General features: G+C 46.1%; 15 protein-coding genes. 5 read left to right on the top strand and 10 right to left on the bottom strand.

Annotation, left to right across the window (positions count from 1 at the left end):
- Window positions 1-48 precede the first annotated feature (48 nt).
- A complete protein-coding gene (locus tag CIK96_RS08175; protein ID WP_094389777.1) occupies window positions 49-1,074 on the bottom strand; it encodes a LacI family DNA-binding transcriptional regulator in 1,026 nt (341 codons plus the stop codon).
- A gap of 261 nt (window positions 1,075-1,335) precedes the next feature.
- Window positions 1,336-2,394: a DUF3810 domain-containing protein gene (locus CIK96_RS08170; RefSeq protein ID WP_094440293.1), complete on the bottom strand. Its 1,059-nt coding sequence runs from the start codon at window positions 2,392-2,394 to the stop codon at window positions 1,336-1,338.
- Window positions 2,395-2,902: 508 nt separating this feature from the next.
- Here CIK96_RS08170 and CIK96_RS08165 point away from each other — a divergent pair.
- Window positions 2,903-3,439 carry a DUF3237 domain-containing protein gene (locus CIK96_RS08165; protein ID WP_094389775.1) on the top strand — a complete coding sequence of 179 codons (537 nt, stop codon included), beginning with the start codon at window positions 2,903-2,905 and terminating at the stop codon, window positions 3,437-3,439.
- Window positions 3,440-3,483: 44 nt separating this feature from the next.
- Window positions 3,484-4,071 (top strand): epoxyqueuosine reductase QueH, encoded by a 588-nt coding sequence (locus tag CIK96_RS08160; RefSeq protein ID WP_094440292.1) that lies wholly within the window; start codon window positions 3,484-3,486, stop codon window positions 4,069-4,071.
- Window positions 4,072-4,256: 185 nt separating this feature from the next.
- Here CIK96_RS08160 and CIK96_RS08155 read toward each other — a convergent pair whose 3' ends face one another.
- From CIK96_RS08155 to CIK96_RS08120, 8 genes are all read right to left on the bottom strand, one after another.
- Window positions 4,257-4,868 carry a polysaccharide deacetylase family protein gene (locus tag CIK96_RS08155; RefSeq protein ID WP_094389773.1) on the bottom strand — a complete coding sequence of 204 codons (612 nt, stop codon included), beginning with the start codon at window positions 4,866-4,868 and terminating at the stop codon, window positions 4,257-4,259.
- 37 nt (window positions 4,869-4,905) lie between these two features.
- The gene (locus CIK96_RS08150) at window positions 4,906-8,283 is read right to left on the bottom strand and encodes a DUF2723 domain-containing protein (protein ID WP_094440291.1); all 3,378 of its coding nucleotides are present in this window, start codon (window positions 8,281-8,283) and stop codon (window positions 4,906-4,908) included.
- A gap of 89 nt (window positions 8,284-8,372) precedes the next feature.
- Complete coding sequence (locus tag CIK96_RS08145; RefSeq protein ID WP_094389771.1) at window positions 8,373-8,825, bottom strand: YqaA family protein; 453 nt, start codon at window positions 8,823-8,825, stop codon at window positions 8,373-8,375.
- Window positions 8,801-9,739 (bottom strand): hypothetical protein, encoded by a 939-nt coding sequence (locus CIK96_RS08140; RefSeq protein WP_144007225.1) that lies wholly within the window; start codon window positions 9,737-9,739, stop codon window positions 8,801-8,803. The genes CIK96_RS08145 and CIK96_RS08140 overlap by 25 nt, the downstream gene beginning before the upstream one ends.
- 16 nt (window positions 9,740-9,755) lie before the next feature.
- Complete coding sequence (gene purD, locus CIK96_RS08135) at window positions 9,756-11,024, bottom strand: phosphoribosylamine--glycine ligase (protein ID WP_094440289.1); 1,269 nt, start codon at window positions 11,022-11,024, stop codon at window positions 9,756-9,758.
- A gap of 38 nt (window positions 11,025-11,062) precedes the next feature.
- Window positions 11,063-12,295, bottom strand: coding sequence for a phosphoserine phosphatase SerB (gene serB, locus CIK96_RS08130; RefSeq protein WP_094389768.1), 1,233 nt, complete (start codon window positions 12,293-12,295; stop codon window positions 11,063-11,065).
- Window positions 12,292-14,520 carry a DPP IV N-terminal domain-containing protein gene (locus CIK96_RS08125; RefSeq protein WP_371592545.1) on the bottom strand — a complete coding sequence of 743 codons (2,229 nt, stop codon included), beginning with the start codon at window positions 14,518-14,520 and terminating at the stop codon, window positions 12,292-12,294. Before CIK96_RS08125 ends, serB begins: the two co-directional genes overlap by 4 nt.
- The gene (locus CIK96_RS08120; protein WP_094440288.1) at window positions 14,507-16,048 is read right to left on the bottom strand and encodes a THUMP domain-containing protein; all 1,542 of its coding nucleotides are present in this window, start codon (window positions 16,046-16,048) and stop codon (window positions 14,507-14,509) included. Before CIK96_RS08120 ends, CIK96_RS08125 begins: the two co-directional genes overlap by 14 nt.
- A 127-nt stretch (window positions 16,049-16,175) precedes the next feature.
- Here CIK96_RS08120 and CIK96_RS08115 point away from each other — a divergent pair, with 127 nt between their 5' ends.
- The 3 genes from CIK96_RS08115 (at window position 16,176) to CIK96_RS08105 (ending at window position 19,323) form a co-directional block, all read left to right on the top strand.
- Entirely contained in the window at window positions 16,176-17,438 is a 1,263-nt protein-coding gene (locus tag CIK96_RS08115; RefSeq protein ID WP_094440287.1) for a HAMP domain-containing sensor histidine kinase, read from the top strand.
- Window positions 17,439-17,774: 336 nt separating this feature from the next.
- Complete coding sequence (locus tag CIK96_RS08110; RefSeq protein WP_094440286.1) at window positions 17,775-18,632, top strand: hypothetical protein; 858 nt, start codon at window positions 17,775-17,777, stop codon at window positions 18,630-18,632.
- Window positions 18,607-19,323, top strand: a complete 717-nt coding sequence (locus tag CIK96_RS08105) for an HAD family hydrolase (protein WP_254047101.1) — start codon at window positions 18,607-18,609, stop codon at window positions 19,321-19,323. Before CIK96_RS08110 ends, CIK96_RS08105 begins: the two co-directional genes overlap by 26 nt.
- Window positions 19,324-19,330: the final 7 nt, after the last annotated feature.

Here is a 19,330-nt window from a genome sequence, read left to right as displayed (position 1 = left end):
TTGAAAAGACCAAACATAGTCAGCCTTTTTTGGTCCTCGACCTACTACTTACTGCGGTTTTTTAGCCGAGGTACCACGGATGACCAACTTTTGTGGCACAATTTTGTGATATACGCCTGTATCTCCTGCAATATTCTTGAGCAGCAATTGACAGGCTGTTGCACCCATTTGGTGAGCCTGATCGACGATGGCTGACATTTGCGGCGTGACGAATGCAGCATGCACGTCATCGGTAAAGCCGATGAGTGCCACATCGTCGGGTATGCGCAATCCTGCCTCACGAATGGCATTGAATGCGGCAAAGGTGATGATATCGTTGAAAGCCACTATGGCATCAGGTTTCTGCTCTTTAAGTAGGGTAACAGTATTGGAAAGTACGGCATCATAATCTATCGATCCGCATTTCACAAGTTCACGCTCGATGGGAATCTGATTTTCACGAAGTGCTTCAAGATAACCATGTTTACGACGCTGAACCATATCGAGGTGGTTAGGACCGCCGATAAAGGCTATGCGACGACTACCGGTATCTATCAAATGCTGAGTAGCCATCTGGGCGGCTTGGTCACCATTGGCTGTGACACACGAGAAGCGCTCTTTCAGACAAGTACGACCAAAGAATACCAAAGGAATGCCCATCTCTGCAATCTCCTCAAAGTGGCTGTAATCAGTAGTGGATTGTGACAAACAAGCTATAATGCCCTCCACATGGAGATTGATAAAGTTGTCGATGGCTTGTGTTTCAATATCAAATGATTCATGGCTATTGGCACTAATGACGCTATAGCCCGATCGTTTGGCCTCATCTTCTATGCCATCGAGTACCGCAGCATAATAGTGGGTCACCAAATTGGGCAGCACCACGCCAATAATCTTCGGAGCTTCTTTACGCAAACTCTGTGCAAAAGGGTTGGGGCGATAGTTGCGTAGTTTGGCTAAAGCCTTCACCTTTTCCTGCATTTCATGGCCTATTTCCGAAGAACTGCGCAGGGCACGACTGACTGTAGCAATACTCACATTGAGCTCTTTAGCCAGGTCCTTCAACGATGTTCTGTGTTGCTTTCTATTGTTCATTGGTGCAAAAATACAAAAAAACTCGCAATGGCGCAAACGTTTACGTGTGTTTTTTCATCCATTTTCTGTTTTTTATCATAAAATGTACATACCTTTGCATCAGCAAACAAGAAATAATTTTGTGCATAACAAAGAAAGAGTAATGAATAGTTGATAATAAGTTAGTTAGAAAACAGAAACTGGGATTGTCGCGAGACACGCCCAGTTTTTTTTGTATCAGCCATCACCTATCCGTCTATAACACATTGTTTTATAGTCTATTCAACGGCGTTGCATCTGTCCTTGGCGTTGCTCCCATGAGAGTATCAGCGCCACCACTTGCGAATAACTCTTCCGTCCGCCATCAACCCGATTGGTTCTCAGATAAAACTCATAGACCGCATTTTGCAAGTTGCCCAACCAGGTACTGTATTTCGAACGCCAATAGTTGCGGTCGGCAGATGCCATCTGCCTGATTTCCGGTCGTACATATTGCAGGAAATCTTCGGCTGCCTCATCACCAAGTACAGCATCTACACTACGCAACACATGAAAGAAGATGGCATAATAGCCACAAAAGCGCATCGTGCGGTCGGCAGATGATGTACAAACCTGATAGGCATAGAAATTGGCTTCACCCTCGTTGGTGATGCCAAGTAGATGAGCATACTCGTGGGCAAACGTGGATGGATACTCGTGGGCACGCAAATCGCCATTGAGCGTAAACTCGCAGAAGAAAGGACCCATACTGCCGGTCACTCCTACCTTGGAACTCAATGGAGTGAAAAGCATGGTCTTGGCTTGCGTATGAACATGGAAAGGGGCATGGACACCCATATTCTGCTGGGCTAAACGCTTATAACCTGCCACCACCAAAGACGGCACTCGCAGAGTATCATAAATGGCTGTTTTACTATAATTGGCATTCAAGCTATCGGCATAACGCCATGCAAAATATCGCAGTTGATCATCGTTGGCTTCATAACGGGGTGTATGACTTCGATGATAAAAATCAGACTGGGCATAGTTTAATCCCCATGCCAGATAGAACCACACATAGACCCACAACAGATACTCACCCACCCCAGCAATGGCATAGCCCACAATTTTATTCTTCCGACGAACAGCATAGAACGGAAATGCCACAATACCGATGATACTCAAGGCTATAAACAAGTCGCCTATGGCAAAGGGCACATATCCTGACAAGAATGTCAAAACGGTAGCAACACATGGATAGACCGCTTGGGCATAATAGTCACCCAACCCACCTATACCTTGTACGGCAACAACGATTACCAAGAATACTACGAGTATCTTTCTACGTCTATTCCACTTCATATTCTATCGCATCTTTCAGAAAGATGCAGCAAAGATACACTTTTCTCTTCAATCCACAAAGGATGTTTATCGCTTTTTCTTCTATACTTCAGCTATCGGGAATGATACTATCCTACCGACATAAAACACATCCCGAACGGATCCCGAAGGCATCCCGAAGGAAAACAGCACCAATAGTATCGTCCATAAACAGGAATAGCATTGTCGTTTGCAAGAGCCATAAAAATATCAAAAGGCAACACCCACCATCACGATGGACATTGCCCCAAACCTAAATTGATAATTATGATTAGTGTTTATGAAAGTCGGTATTGTGGTCGTGCATCTCTTCATTCGTCTATAGAAATGATTTTTGATTGCCGGTGCAAAGGTAGCAATTATGGCGCCACATCATTTTAACATAACGGAATATCGGCACCTCATGTTTTGGTGCAAATCTGCCATTAGATTTGGGTATAAAGAAAAAAGATAGTAACTTTGCAGACCAACCAACAATTAAATGGTGACAATGAAAAAGACTATTCTATACTTGATGACAACAATGGCTTGGCTACTGATGCTTGCCACGCCACTAACGGCCATGGCTCAGGAACCAACTACGCCACAACTCACTCACGTACTGACATTACATGTAGCATGTTCGCCAGCACAAACATTGGGAAATACTGCTATGGGCAAACGCATCGTCATACCGATTATAGGCGGACACTTCGAAGGAACACATCCCAACGGCAGCAGTTTCAAAGGAGATGTCTTGGCAGGCGGTGCAGACTATCAACTGGTAGATACCATACGCAACCGTACTCATCTTGAAGCCATCTACAACATCCGTACAGCAGATGGAGTGATGATTCATGTGCGTAACGAGGGAGTTCTGGCCAACCCTATCCTTCCCAACGGGAAAACGGGCTTCTACTTCAACACAACACCTGTGTTTGAGGCACCCACCGAGAGTTGTTATGCTTGGCTCAATGACGCAACCTTTGTTTGCACACCATTTTTCGAGCAGAACACTATCGGCTTGAAAGTTTGGAAAGTTAATTGACGGGCCATAGAATTGTTGCTGACACAGACATCCTATACTACACAATGAAAAAAAAGAAAAACGATATCGAAATTCCAGAAGGCATCAACCGCATCATGCTACATGCCTGTTGTGCTCCATGTTCTTCAGCCATTGTAGAATGGATGCTGGCACACGATGTGCGCCCAACTATCTTCTACTTCAATCCAAACATCTGGCCACATGAAGAATATGAAATCCGCAAAGAAGAAAGCAAGCGCCACGCCACTTCACTCGGCATCGAGTGGATAGATGGCGACTACAATCATGAAACATGGCTTGCGGCTATCAAAGGGCTGGAGGGCGAACCTGAACGGGGAGGCCGCTGTCTGCAATGTTTCCGTATGCGACTCATTGCCACTGCCATGGAGGCACAACGACGTGGTTTTACCACGATTGCCACCACCCTTGCCACATCACGTTGGAAGAGTCTTGACCAAATAGCAGCAGCAGGAAAAATGGCAGAAGAGGCTGTGCCAGGCATCCACTTCTGGGCGCAAAACTGGCGCAAAGGAGGACTGCAGGAGCGTCGCAACGAACTGTTAAAGCAATACCAGTTTTACAACCAGCAGTATTGTGGATGTGAATTCAGCATAAGAAAAGAACAGGAATAAACCATATTCTGTATGGTCCGAACATGGGCATCCATCACATTCAAAGATGCGGTGGTGTGCTGCAAATCCTACATTTACAGTCATATATTCTGTTTTTACAGCATCGCATGTGCACCTGCGCACATACGCACGCATGAGTATGCGTGCGCGTACATATTATGATTGTACAGAAACAAAAAAGGTGTTCATTCGAACACCTTAAATTCATAGCCTTGCTCACGCAACCATTCTATACTTGCTGGCAATGCCGTTTTCAGTTTATCAATACTCTTGAGAGAATCGTGGAATGTGATGATGGAACCGTTGCGAGCATAGCGTTTCACATTAGCCAACACATCTTCTGCCGTCATCCACTTGGAATAGTCTCGCGTGACAAGATCCCACATCACTATGCGATACTTTCGACCTAAGATGGCATACTGTTCCCATCGCATCCAACCATGTGGCGGGCGCACCAAATCAGTATGAAGATAGGCATTAGCCTTTTCTACATTATAGCAATACTGATGGATGCTATGACGGAAACCACTAATATGGTTGTGTGTATGATTACCCACCCGATGACCTTCGTCGATGACACGCTGCAACAATTCGGGATACTTACGAGCATTGTCGCCCACCATAAAAAAGGTGGCTTTGATGCCATAATGTCTAAGCGTATCAAGAATAAATGGCGTGGCCTCGGGGATGGGACCGTCATCGAAGGTCAGATATACTGACCGTTCGTGACGGTTCATCCGCCAAGTGGCTCTGGGATATAGCCACCTTAGCCATATTGCCGGTTGTTCTATTATCACTTGCAGTTAATACTTTTCATATTATCACTATCCACGATCAGCGATCTATGCCCTGTGCACCGCCACGCTCCTCAAAGGTGCGTATCATGCGGCTATACTGCTCGTAGTGTTTGTTGAACCATTGCTGATCTATCTGCTGAGCCACGAGAAGTATCTGCTGCAAATAGTAAGCATGGGCATAAGCATTATTCTTAGAGAAGGCAAACTGCTCAGCATTGAGGTTGTTGTACCAATTGAGGTATTGCTGAGAATTGTGCCACATCTCATTGAGCACCTTGATGGCTTTCTGCTTCTGACCTACCTGATACCATCCTTCTGCAATATCAAGCGAACCCGATGAGAATTCATGCGGGATATTATATGAAGGAAGCATCTTGTCAATGTAGGCAAGAACTTCAGCGGCACGCTTCTTGTCACCTTCCTCAATGAGTTTGTTGGCCAACTGCGACATGATGCGACGATGGCTGTAGCACATGCGCATCACAGTCTCATCGATATATATGCCCTTTTGGTTGAGTCCACCAAACTTGAAACGATGCATCACGTTATCATAGGTGCGCTTCGTATCGAAGTTGCGTGCGCCTTGAGCATTGGTAGTGAATGGTGTGATACGATATGCCAATCCTTCAGTCACCACATTGTTGCCAAGGTTGATATAACTACTCTCACCAACAGTTGCAGCCACGTAGATGGGGCGTTTCCAGTTACACTCAGCCAACATCTCCAGAATCATCAAGTCGCCTTTGTAGAGTGCACTCTTGCCTGCAAGCGAGATAACCATGCGGTCGGGAATGCTATCACTTGCCATCATCATACCACTCTTGCGTACTGCCTCCTTGTCGATAGTCATATAGAGTGTGTCGGTTGGAATGACGTGGAGTTCTGAATTTTTGGAACGTGCCCAATACTTCAATACATTCTTCAACTCAAATGGGTCATCACCAAACTGTGCTTTGGCAGTTTCGGGATCTTGCTTATAGAAATCGAGAACAGCCTGCTTCATATGAGGATCGATGGGCACATACTCGTTGGTACCAGTAACATACTCCAAACGATTCCATTTAATGGGAATGCCAGGAGAGGTATAAGCAGGACGACGCATCTGGTCTATATACCAATCGGTCTGCAGATACGACAGGTTGCAAACGCGCGCATCGGTGCGCACACCTTCTACATCCTGATTGTACCACAAGGGGAATGTATCGTTATCACCATTGGTATAGATGATAGGATTGCCCTCATTCTGCAGCGACATCAGATAGTTTTGTCCAAAGTCACGGCACGAATAACGACCACTTCGGTCATGATCATCCCATGTCTGACTACCCATTTGTATGGGAACAGCCAATGCCACTACAGCAATAACTGCGGCAACCAACACATTTTCTTTCTTCAGCTTGCGGTTCAACAGGTCGATGAGAGCTGCAACACCCATACCACACCAGATGGCAAAAGCATAGAACGAACCCGCATAAGCATAGTCGCGTTCACGTACCTGCTCAGGATTCTGATTAAGGTAGATGACAATAGCCAAACCTGTCATGAAGAACAGGAAGAACACAACCCAGAACTGGCGGATGCCCACTGGTTCTATCTCTTCTTTGTCGCTACCGGGCACACGACGTTTGCGAGTGTACCACGACTGCCAGAAGAGTCCGATAAGACCGAGCATCAATGGCATCATATAGAATACATTGTGGCCTTTGTTGTTTTTCAACTCATCGGGCAATGTCGATTGATCTCCCAGACGCCAGTTGTCCAACCAACTGAAACCACTTATCCAGTTGCCATGTTCCAATTCGCCCTGACCTTGAATATCATTCTGACGGCCTGCGAAATTCCACATGAAATAGCGCCAATACATGAAATTGCACTGGTATGAGAGGAAGAAACGAATGTTCTGCAACATGCTCGGCATCTTCACCGTAACCATCTCGCCACAACGATCGTATGCTTCTTCACTTCCATCGGGCTCTTCGCCCAACCAACTACGATATGAAGCAGCTTTACCTGAATCCCACATACGCGGGAACAGCATATTCTGAGCATATACATAGTCGTCCTTAGTACGTGCTACGAAGTACTCATCCTTCTCGTCGGCAGATGCTTTCTCCTTGCGCTGCCAAACAGGTGCGCCCTTTGTTGAGACTGGACGGCAATAGTCGCCCGCCTTCTCCAAAGCCACCTGTGAGGTATAAGCCTGACCGTAAAGCAACGGACGCTGTCCGTACTGGTCACGAGCCAGATAGTCGCCAAGGGTAAATATATCCTCTGGAGAGTTCTGGTCCATTGGTGGATTGGCTGCCGAACGAATGACGATGACAGCATATGACGAATAACCAATGAGGAGCATCATCATGCAGAGCAGAGATGTATTCTTGATACGTGAAGTGATGAGCAACTTGCCTTGGCGCTTATATTGAAGTACCAGCCAAATCAGAGCCAATACAACAATGCCGATAAGCACTGCTGACCAGCCATAGCCAAAGAAAGGAATACCCAACATGGCTACAGACAACAGAAATGCTATATTCTGACGTTTCAGACTTTGATCCTTGTAGGACTCATAGATCGCCCATACCAATGTGGCAATAAGCAGGATGATATAAACAATCTCACCTGTATTGAACGGACAACCAAACACGTTGACAAACAACAGTTCGAACCATCCACCCACACGAACAATACCCGGCACAAGACCATAGAGCACAGCGCCCAAGATAACTACTGATATCACCAAAGCGGCAATAGAGCCATACAGATCTTTACGTGAATCGGGCTGGGGACACTTGCGATAGTAATATACCAGTACGATGGCAGGCAGACACAACAAGTTGAGCAAGTGAACACCAATCGAGAGGCCTGTCATATACATGATAAGCACCAGCCAACGGTCGGAATGAGGCTCGTCGGCATGTTCTTCCCACTTCAGAATCAGCCAGAATACCAAAGCGGTAAATGCCGAAGAATAGGCATATACCTCACCCTCAACAGCTGAGAACCAGAAGGTATCGCTGAACGTATAAATCAGCGCACCTACCAGTGCCGAGCCTTCAATGGCTATGGTTTTGGCGGGTGTCAACTCGCTCCAATCCTTGACCAACAAGCGTCGAACAAGATGCGAGATAGACCAGAACAGGAACAGAATGGTTACTGCCGAGAGCAATGCGCTCATCGTATTGACCATACGTGCTACCTGCGAGGGGTCGCTGGCAAAATGTGAAAACAGATTGGCGGTAAGCATGAAGAACGGTGCACCCGGTGGATGTCCGACTTCGAGTTTATAGCCCGTAGAGATAAATTCGGGACAGTCCCAGAAAGAGGCTGTCGGTTCAATAGTAGAGCAATAAACAAAGGCGGCAATCAAAAAGGTGACCCACCCCAGTATATTGTCTAACAGTCGAAATTGTTTCATTGTGTATTATTAATTATGATCTTAATTACCTAATAAAATACAAAAGTACAATATTTCTATCGAAGCGCCGTATCTTTCAGCAATTTTAACTAGATAAAGATGCTTGCACCATAGATGAGCAACACATAGCGTAGTAACTTACCTATGCTGATGCTGACCAATGAGATGACTATATTGGCACGCATCAAGCCAAGAGCGATGGTAATACCACTGCCCAAAATAGGCAGAAAGGCAAAGAATCCCATCCATGCACCACGGCCACCCATGAAACGCGTAGCCTTGTCGATACTCTCTTTCTTGACGTGGAGATACTTCTCTATCCACTCCAAACGCCCCATTCGTCCAACGCCATAATTGAAACATGATCCCAACACATTACCTATCGTACCATAGACTATAAGGCCTATAGGGTCAAGCCCTGCCGCCATCAGTCCCACCATGACAGCTTCACTGGAAAAAGGGAAGAACGAACCAGCCACAAAAGCAGCTATAAGCATTCCCCAATAACCATAACTAATCAGAAAAGTAGTGATGATGTCCATAGATTATAAATTATCAGAAGTACAGCCATGAATAGCAACACCTGGAAGGTGATATTAGTGATACGGGTATGGGTAAGCGCCAGATAATGGGCCAGCAAGGGCGACACAAATACAATAAGCATGCGAGTAAGAATGTTGTAAAGCGTTGGCTGTAGCAACAAACATGCAAACATCAGCAATACCGACCAACTGAAGACATGGTAAAGTTGACGCACACGTATGCGGTCGAGATAACTTGTGCGAATATAATGCACTATACCTATTACACTTATCAGCGCCAATAGCAACAGCACAGCAACCTGACTCCCATCCCACGCGCTGAAGTCAAAGGGTTGACTCCATTCTGTCAATGCCATGAAATGGTCAGTTATCTGGTCGATACTCTGTTGATACACCGACCAGCATGTCCAAAACCAATAGGGAGTGAGCAAGCCAAAGAAGCCGGCAAAAAATGTACGCCACGACAAAGAGTGAAGCACAACACCATGCATCAACAACAGTAATGGTATCAAACATACTATCTGGACAAATGACAAACTGGCAAGTCCTATACACAGATAGGCATAATAGGAACTTCCCACCGATGTGTCATCTTGGTATGTTCGGAAAATCATCAGCAAGGCACCAACCACACACACTTGTACCCATGCACCTTCGGTTGAAGCAAACAATGGACATGCCACTGCCGAAAGCACCAAGAAGACACACGACACCATACGTGAATAAATACGGATGAGCGCATTGCTGTTGTTCAACTCTATCATCAGATAGGTCGAGACAACAAAGCACGCAAAAGATGCCCACCAATCTCCTTGTGTGAGTCCTGCCAATAACCACACCCCCGTCACACAAAGTACGGTGACAGGTAGTGTGAGTTTGCTTTCTGATATTCTATTCTGCAGTAGTTTCGTCATGCTTGAGAGCTATCGCTTAAAGGTCTGCACCTATATCACGACGGAAATACTTGTCGGTAAACTGAATTTTCTGGGCTTCTTCAAATGATTTCTGCAGAGCCTCGGCCTTGTCCTTACCATAAGACGAAACGGCAATTACACGTCCGCCATTGGTTAGCACCTGACCATCCTTAAGGGCAGTTCCGCTATGGAACACGATACTTCCCTCCACTTGGTCAATACCGGTAATAGGATAGCCTTTCTTATATTCCTGCGGATAACCACCGCTAACAAGCATAACACATACAGCAGCTCGTTCGTCAAATGCTATTTCGCGCTCGTCGAGATTGCCTTCAGCCACTCCCTCAAACAAATCTACGATATCGCTTTTCAATCGCAACATGACACTTTCGGTTTCTGGGTCACCCATACGGCAGTTGTATTCGATAACCATCGGTTCCCCTTCAACATTGATAAGACCGAAGAATATGAATCCCTTATAGTCAATATTTTCAGCTTTCAAACCTTCCACAGTAGGACGGATAATACGGTCCTCCACCTTCTGCATCCACTCCTTAGTGGCGAAAGGTACAGGTGTAACACTACCCATACCACCAGTATTCAAACCGGTATCATGTTCGCCAATGCGCTTATAGTCCTTGGCTTCAGGCAGAATTTTATAGTGATCGCCATCGGTCAGCACGAACACCGAGCACTCAATACCACTCAAGAATTCCTCAATAACCACTTGCGAAGAGGCATTGCCAAACATTCCGCCAAGCATTTCCTTGAGTTCCTTTTGTGCTTCTTCAAGTGTAGGCAGAATCAAGACGCCCTTGCCTGCACAGAGTCCATCGGCCTTCAGCACGTATGGAGCTTGCAAGGTTTCGAGGAAACGCAATCCGTCTTCAAGATGTTCTCCGTCAAAAGTCTGATAGCGTGCAGTAGGAATCTGATGACGTTGCATAAATGCTTTTGCAAAGTCTTTCGATCCTTCCAGTACTGCACCTTGTTTAGAAGGACCTATCACTGGGATGTCCTTGGTGCGTGAATCGGCTTTCAACTCATCATAAATACCTTTTACCAATGGGTCTTCTGGACCTACGATAACCATATCTATGGCTTTCTCTACACAGAAAGTCTTGATGGTTTCGAAGTCATCAGCCTTCATGGCCACATTCTCACCACAGTTGCCAGTACCGGCATTGCCTGGGGCGATGTAGAGTTGCTCACATTTCGGACTTTGGGAGATTTTCCATGCCAGGGCGTGTTCACGTCCGCCGCTGCCTAAAAGTAATATTTTCATATCTTGTTACACCTTATTATATTAATGGAATGGTTATTTTATAACTTGCCTTGCTCGCCAAGGTAGGAATCTTTAAATCCAAGGAAATAAAGCACGCCGTCAAGTCCAATGGTATTGATGCTTTGCTTGGCATTGGCAACCACGCGCGGTTTGGCATGGAATGCGATACCCAGTCCTGCTTCTGATATCATGGGCAAGTCGTTGGCTCCATCACCTACGGCAATGGTCTGTGCAAGATTGACTTTCTCTACCTGAGCGATGAGTTTGAGGAGTTCCGCTTTCCGGTGTCCGTCAACTATATCCCCAACATAACGTCCAGTCAACTTGCCGTTATCGTCAATCTCCAGTTCGTTAGCATAGACATAGTCAATACCATATCGACGTTGGAGATATTCGCCAAAATAGGTAAATCCTCCGCTGAGGATGGCAATCTTATACCCGTAACGCTTGAGGATAGTCATCAGTCGGTCCACACCTTCTGTTATTGGGAGATGTTCAGCAATATCCTTCATCACGCTGACATCCAATCCCTTCAACAATGCAACGCGTCTGGTGAAGCTCTCTTTGAAGTCTATTTCACCACGCATAGCACTCTCGGTAATGGCGCGCACCTCTGCACCTACTCCTGCCCGATCTGCCAGTTCGTCGATACATTCAGTTTGTATAAGTGTCGAGTCCATATCAAAACAGATGAGCCGTCGCATTCTGCGGAACATATCGTCGCGTTGGAACGAGAAATCAATTTCCATATCTTTCGACACCTGCATGAGTTTGCTTTGCATCTCCTTGCGGTTGTTGGGTTCGCCACGGAGAGAGAATTCGATACAAGCTCGCACATGGTTTGTTGGATTCTTGATGCTCTTTCTACCTGTCAGTCTGAGGATGCTGTCGATATTAAGCCCCTGCTCGGTGATAATCAGCGATGCTGCCTCTATCTGCCGTGCATCCAACTGGCGTCCCATAACTGTTAGGATATAACGGTTTTTGCCTTGATGTCCCACCCAGTCTTCATATTCATCGTCAGTAATAGGCGAGAATCCGATGTTGACTCCCAGTTCTGTGGCTTTAAACAAAAGTTCTTTCATGACTTGTCCGGAATGTGCTTCCTTCAAGCGCATGAGTATTCCCAGCGAAAGTGTTGAGTGGATATCGGCCTGACCGATATCGAGAATCTGCGCATCATACCGAGCAAGGATTCCCATGACTGAGGCCGTCAATCCAGGGCGGTCCTGACCTGTGATGCGCACAAGTATCTGTTCTTCTTGGTTCATTTCAGATAATCTTCAAAATACTGTGTAATACGTTCATGCAGATGCACGCTCTGATGTCCCCGCATATTGTGTGGTTCGCCCGGATATACAAAGAAGTCGGGCTGTGTTCCTGCTGCGATACATGCTTTAAGGAAAGTGAGGCAATGTTGTGGCACTACTGTCACATCATTAAGTCCCTGTATGATTTGCAGTTTTCCTTTGAGATTCTTAGCCTGATAGAGCAATGATGTTTTTTTGTAACCTTCCGGATTGCTTTGTGGAGTTCCCATATAGCGTTCGCCATACATCACTTCGTACCAATGCCAGTCGATAACAGGGCCACCAGCCACACCGACTTTGAAGACATCGGGATAATTGGTCATCAACGAAATGGTCATAAATCCACCAAAACTCCATCCGTGTACACCGATTCGGTCTGCATCCACATAAGATAGTGTCTTTAGGAATTCCACTCCCTTCATCTGATCTTTCATTTCTTCCTGTCCCAGTTGATGGAATGTAGCCTGTTCGAAATCCTTGCCACGATGTTCACTTCCGCGGTTATCGAGGATAAAGGTGATGTATCCTTTGCCTGCCATATAGCTTTCCCATCCACGGCTACTATAATGCCAACGTGCATCGACGTTGTGTGCATGAGGTCCACCATAGACATATACTACAGTAGGATATTTCTTGTTAGGATCAAAATCCGCAGGTTTCACCATACGGTAATAGAGATCGGTAACGCCATCTGCTGCTTTAATGGTACCACAACTGAACTGCGGAATAGAATATCCCATCCAAGGATCTTTTGCCTGGAAATAAGAAACGGCCTTTGCCTTAGTGGTTTGCACGATTTCTATACGACGTGGAACGGTCGGAGTAGAATAGTTATCTAGGATATAGTTGCCGCTTCCGCTGAGTTTGGCATTATGCCAACCCTCGCCATTTCCTAATAATGTTCGTTTGCCGGTCTTTACACTTACCGCATAGATATTCTGTTGGATAGGACTCTTTTCGTTGCTGGCAATGATAATGGTCTTCTGTTTGGCATTAAAACCAATCATTTCCAGGACCTCCCACTTGCCAGCGGTCAGTTGACTGACTTCGAGTGATTCGGTATTGCCGGCCATTCTGCTACCGTGCTTGCCAAGTGAACAAAGGTACAGGTGATTATATCCATCCTGACGACTCTGCATGATAAATGAGTTAGCATCCCATGGCAAGAAGACGATGGGATGTAGAGGTTCCACATACTTCTCGTCGGTTTCTCGATAGAGTTCAGCAGTTTTATTGCCTGTTTCTGCACTATAAGCGACCAGGCGACTGTCGTTCTGCTTGCGGTTCAATTCAAACATATAAACCGTTTTGCTGTCTGGACTCCATGCCACATTGGTGAAATAGCGGTCTGTGGGATCGCCAGCCTTGAGATAAATAGTCTTTCCTGTAGTAAGGTCATACACACCTACAGTCACCTGATGTGAAGTCTCGCCAGCCATAGGATATTTGTCGGGAGCCAGTGTGGCGATGCAGGAACGTTTTTCTTCTGGGTCGAAACCGATTTCCGGGATATCCACTTGTGGATAATCGGTCACCATCGACTGGTCCATTCTATAAAAGGCCAGTTTGTTTCCATCGGGACTCCAGAATGTTCCTTTACTGATGCCGAACTCATCACGATGCACAGCCTGTCCATAAACCACTTCTCTACTGCCGTCGGTTGAGAGTTGCACAGTCTGTTGCTTATGGTTGCAGACAAACAGGTTGTTGTCTTTCAAGAAAGCATAGGCTGTCTGTTGAGCATTGGTTTCCAACAGATTTTCACCGTCTTTCAACTCGAAAGAGCTGACCAAGGCATGTTTTTTGAAATCGACCATATAGGTTTTGCTACCTTGGCTAATCACCACAACGCTCTTGTTTGCAAATGGAAATTCTGCATTATATAGCGTACGAACCTTAATATCCTTTGTTGGTGCAATCCATTGGTTAATCTGGCTGACATCAAAGAGACGGGTTTCTTTACCGTTAGCTTTATCTACCAGATAACAAGCATCCACATCGAGGCGAACGAGTTGGTCTCCCCACCATGCAGTCCACCGGTTCTCCGGCACCATATTCCGATAGTTTGTACCACCGAAATTAAGGTCCTCAAGTGTAAAATTCTTCTGTGCGTTCATTGGAGATACAGTCATCAACATAGTCATGCAGACCATCAACGCCTTACTACAATATTTAATCATTGTCATCTTCTAATCTTCTTTTGTTACGGTCAAAGCCACGTCCACCGCCGCGTTGCTTTTTACCTCCACTTCGGTCAAAGCGCTCATGCCCCCCACGGTTCTCGCTCTTGCGATAGGGTTTGCGGTCATCGCGCGAATAACGGTCATCACCACGATCGTCACGTGAATAGCGGTCGTTGCGTCCGCCACGTTTCTGGAAGCGGTCATCACGGCGGTCGCCTTTAAATTCGCATTTCTCTAAAGAGCGGAATCGGAATGTGCGTATGTCTGCCTCTTCGTTTTCTTCTTTCTCGTCAAGTCGTTTTTTGAATTCACGATTCTGCTTGAAGCGGCGTTTCTCAGCCATCTGACGTTTCTCTTCGTCGGTTTTGACGGTACCGCCTTCTGCACGGAAGTCTTTCATCTTTCCGTCGAATATCTGATATTTGCGGAACTCACATTCCAAGCTGCCATTGTAAACGGGAATCTTGATGCTTGGCTTAAGACCGATCTGATCGAAGCACTCCTCACGATAGCTGAGTATCCAAGCGTCGTTGTTGAGGAATTGATGTTTCAGGCGTTCGCCAATCATCTTGTAAGTGCCAAGCAGGTCAGGGGTAGAGATGCGTTCTCCGTATGGCGGATTGGTAACAATAATGCTTTTCTCCTTCGGTTGTGTGAAGTTTTTGAAATCAGCCTCCTCTACGGTAATATCGTTGAGAAGCCCAGCAGCACGCACATTAAGGCGCGCAGTATTGACTGCCTTGATATCAACGTCATAGCCATAGATATGGTGAGTAAATTCTCTTTCGCTGGAATCGTCATTATAGATGCGGTCGAACAGATCGCTATCGAAATCGGGCCATTTTTCAAAAGCATACTCCTTACGGAATAGTCCTGGAGCCATATTGTGGGCAATGAGTGCTGCCTCAACGAGCAACGTACCGCTTCCACACATAGGATCGATGAAGTCGGTTTCGCCTTGCCATCCTGTCATGAGAATCATACCGGCAGCCAACACCTCATTGAGCGGAGCTTCTACCGACTCCTGACGATAGCCGCGACGATGGAGCGATTCACCACTTGAATCGAGCGACAACGTACATTTGTCTTCTGCGATATGGATATTCAGACGGATATCAGGATTTGCCACCGAGATATTGGGGCGTTTTCCTGTCTTTTCGCGAAATTGGTCAACAATGGCATCCTTCACTTTATAGGCCACAAACTTAGAATGGCGGAACTCTTCCGAGAACACCACAGAGTCAACGGCAAACGTTTTGTCTAAGCCGATGTACTCTGACCAATCGATTTTTTGCACCTCCCGATAGACATCATCAGCTGACAGAGCCTTGAAATGCTTAATGGGTTTAAGAATACGGATAGCAGTATGCAACTGAAAATTGGCTCGATACATCATTTCTTTATCGCCCATAAAGGACACCATGCGGCGTCCTATTTGCACTTCGTTTGCGCCCAGTTGCGTCAATTCCTTCGCCAAGACGGGTTCCAATCCCATAAAGGTCTTGGCGATCAGTTCAAATTCTTGTGTCATTATGTGTATTTATAAATATGGTGCAAAGTTAACTGAAATGCCGCAAATTGCAAAATAATTCCCGTTTTTTTTCATTATTCTAAATCTTTTATGTAATTTTGCCCATCGCAATATTGCCAATTCCAATATGACAAACCTAACAGACACCATATTTCTATCTATCCGTTCATGGCTGACAGCCGATGTTCTTGCATGGATTATAAGCATTCCACTTATTATTTTTTTGGCAATTTCTTGGTTTGTGCTGACACGCAGAGTCAAACGATTAAAGACTCAAGTAGAGGCCATGTCCGACGAAGTTGGCAACATTGAATACGACTTGGTGCTTAAAGCAATGAAGCTCTCCACTTGGCGAGTTGACGTACCTTCGATGACCATCAACGTAGAGAGCGACTATCGTGAAGGTAAAGACCTTTTCATACCGCAAAAGGGAACTCCTGTAGAAAAGATTTTCAAACACATCGCCACCGAACAAGCGCAAGCAGTTCGCAACGCCTTTCTCAACCTTGCGGCAGGACGCGAGGAAGAAACCTATCAGGAATACCAAATGACTAATGCTGCAGGAAAAAAGTATTGGGCTGCCATGTTTGCCACCATTGAGAAGCGGGATCTGAACAGGCGCCCACTAACCATAGTAGGAGCAACCTCATGCATAGACACCACCAAGCAGGTGGAACAAGAACTACTCGAAGCTCGCAACCACGCCGAAGAGAGCGACAGACTGAAATCAGCATTCCTTGCCAACATCACTCACGAAGTACGCACACCTCTCCACGCCATTGTCGGATTTAGCGATATTCTACCTTTGGCACAGAGCGATGAGGAGCGCCAGAATCTGATAGACCTCATCAAGCAGAATAATGCACATCTGCTACGCCTATTCGATGACATGATGAACGTCTCCAAACTGGAAGCAGGAAGCTACCAAACTATAGAAAATACAGACGTCAGCATACTGGAAGTCTTGCGTGAGATTGCCGACAAATACACCACACCATGCAAAGAAAAAGGATTAACAATTGTTGTTGATAATACAAACAACCACCTATTACAAACCGACCACGACCGCCTAAAGGAAATTATCAATCAATATGTCAGCAACGCAGTCAAGTTTACCGAGACTGGAGAAATCCGTTTGGGCTACACAAAGAAAACCGATCGCATCAGCATTTGGGTAAGAGACACAGGCATCGGCATTCCTGCTGACAAATGCAACGACCTTCTTTTCGAACGCTTCGTGAAGGTCAACGAATTTGTTCCAGGCACGGGAATTGGCCTAAGCATCTGCCGCAATTTGGCAAAGAGTCTGAAAGCCAAGGTTGGAGTAGAATCGGTCATGGGCAAAGGTTCCATATTCTGGATTGATTTTTTCAACGAGAGAAAAGAGTAAATTGGAGACATCATATCGCCTTGACATGCTTACCGCCACCCTTCGGGATGCCGTCGGGATGCCTCCGGGATGATTTCTGAATAGCTTCGGAACATTTTCAAACCGATTTCAAAATCGTATTTTCCTACGCAACAAGACTCCGAAATCCATCATCACGTCCTTTTTGCAGCCAGTCCCCGTTTATTTGCCAACAAACGGCAATAATCGCCATTATTTTGTAAGAAAATAAATAAAAAAGGCAAAACTTTACGTAGAAAACAAAAAAATGTTCAAAAGTTTTCTATATTTGAATAATAAGGAGTATCTTTGTATGCTTTTTAATGCGTAATATAAAATATGTACGACAGTCAAATAGTCATGATAAGCCGGGCCCATCGGTATTCGCCCAACAGCGTAGAGAAGGACACGGCCATATTACATGAAGTCGGTTGCAGATTGCTCGACAAAGGGCTTCGTATAGCAACATATTCGGAAGACGAGAAAGAAAAACCGCTTCCTCAAGCAGAGGTGTATGTGACCATGGGACGCGACGAAACGGTGCTGCAAGAGCTTAAAAGAAAGCAACAGCAAGGCGCCATCGTCATCAACAGTCCGGAAGGCATTATCACCTGCTGTCAGCGCTACCAACAAATGAAGATGCTGGAAAGCGCCGGAATAAATGTTGCACCGCATAAAGGCAACAACGGTTATTGGGTCAAACGAGGCGATGCTTCGGCACAGACATCAGCGGATGTACTGTTCCGCCCAGACTACGAAAGCGCCATGACCACGGCAAATGAGATGAAAGCCAAGGGAATAACGGAAATTGACATACGGGCACACATCACCGGAGACCTTGTGAAGTTTTACGGTGTCACCGATACAGACTTTTTCTGCTACTACTATCCAGGCGATGATGGGCAAAGCAAATTCGGCGACGAAAAGCGCAACGGCAAGCCCGCCCACTATCCGTTTGACAAAAAACAATTGCAGCAGATGGCCAACCAAGCCGCAACACTACTGCAGACAGGCATCTACGGAGGTGACTGCATCATACAGCCAGACGGAACCCCCGTATTGATAGACTTCAACGACTGGCCCAGTTTCTCAAGATGCCGGACCGAAGCAGCCCAAGCCATTGCAGAACACATCGTTCAGAAGGCAGGACTGCAAACAATAAAAAAAGGAAATGACAGAACTGACAAACATGCTTAAGACGAAAGGCTATATTTTCGACTATGGCGGAACACTCGACACCGGAGGCTGCCATTGGGGAAAAGTACTGTGGCACACCTACCAACAGGCAGACGTACCCGTGACCGAAGCCCGCTTTCGCGATGCATACGTGCACGGCGAGCGGACATTGGCCAAGAATCCTATCATACAGCCAGACTACACATTCCGTCAAACCCTCGACTCTAAGCTGCACATCGAGATGGAATATCTCGACTGTCTGAACTACCACGACCAAGTACTCGACCTGCTTTATACCGAGGTGTGCAGACACACCGCAGAAAGTCGTGCAGTACTCCTGCAACTCAAAGAGCGAGTGCCCATGGTACTGGTGAGCAACTTCTACGGCAACATCTCAACCGTACTCCGCGAATTCGGATTCGATGGCATCTTCGACCATATCATAGAGTCGGCGGTGGTCGGCGTACGCAAACCGGACCCACGCATCTTCCAACTCGGAGTAGAAGCCCTCGGCATGAAAGCCGACGAAGTAACCGTAGTAGGCGACAGCATCGACAAAGACATCATCCCCGCACATCGTGCAGGATGCAATACCGTATGGATACGAGGCGAACAATGGACTGATGACCCAGTAGATGAATCACAGGCCAATCTCGCTATCGACAATCTCACAGAACTGTTAGACAACAATAATATAAAATACATATATTAAAAACTAA

The organism is Prevotella sp. P4-98, assembly GCF_002251405.1.
Lineage (GTDB): Bacteria > Bacteroidota > Bacteroidia > Bacteroidales > Bacteroidaceae > Prevotella.
This window is presented reverse-complemented; position numbering and strand designations above follow the sequence as displayed.

Bases quoted from the DNA above. Each gene is read 5' to 3' on its own strand.
- CIK96_RS08175 (WP_094389777.1), bottom strand. From the start codon at position 1,074: ATGAACAATAGAAAGCAACACAGAACATCGTTGAAGGACCTGGCTAAA.
- CIK96_RS08170 (WP_094440293.1), bottom strand. From the start codon at position 2,394: ATGAAGTGGAATAGACGTAGAAAGATACTCGTAGTATTCTTGGTAATC.
- CIK96_RS08165 (WP_094389775.1), top strand. From the start codon at position 2,903: ATGAAAAAGACTATTCTATACTTGATGACAACAATGGCTTGGCTACTG.
- CIK96_RS08160 (WP_094440292.1), top strand. From the start codon at position 3,484: ATGAAAAAAAAGAAAAACGATATCGAAATTCCAGAAGGCATCAACCGC.
- CIK96_RS08150 (WP_094440291.1), bottom strand. From the start codon at position 8,283: ATGAAACAATTTCGACTGTTAGACAATATACTGGGGTGGGTCACCTTT.
- CIK96_RS08145 (WP_094389771.1), bottom strand. From the start codon at position 8,825: ATGGACATCATCACTACTTTTCTGATTAGTTATGGTTATTGGGGAATG.
- CIK96_RS08140 (WP_144007225.1), bottom strand. From the start codon at position 9,739: ATGACGAAACTACTGCAGAATAGAATATCAGAAAGCAAACTCACACTA.
- purD (WP_094440289.1), bottom strand. From the start codon at position 11,024: ATGAAAATATTACTTTTAGGCAGCGGCGGACGTGAACACGCCCTGGCA.
- serB (WP_094389768.1), bottom strand. From the start codon at position 12,295: ATGAACCAAGAAGAACAGATACTTGTGCGCATCACAGGTCAGGACCGC.
- CIK96_RS08125 (WP_371592545.1), bottom strand. From the start codon at position 14,520: ATGACAATGATTAAATATTGTAGTAAGGCGTTGATGGTCTGCATGACT.
- CIK96_RS08120 (WP_094440288.1), bottom strand. From the start codon at position 16,048: ATGACACAAGAATTTGAACTGATCGCCAAGACCTTTATGGGATTGGAA.
- CIK96_RS08115 (WP_094440287.1), top strand. From the start codon at position 16,176: ATGACAAACCTAACAGACACCATATTTCTATCTATCCGTTCATGGCTG.
- CIK96_RS08110 (WP_094440286.1), top strand. From the start codon at position 17,775: ATGTACGACAGTCAAATAGTCATGATAAGCCGGGCCCATCGGTATTCG.
- CIK96_RS08105 (WP_254047101.1), top strand. From the start codon at position 18,607: ATGACAGAACTGACAAACATGCTTAAGACGAAAGGCTATATTTTCGAC.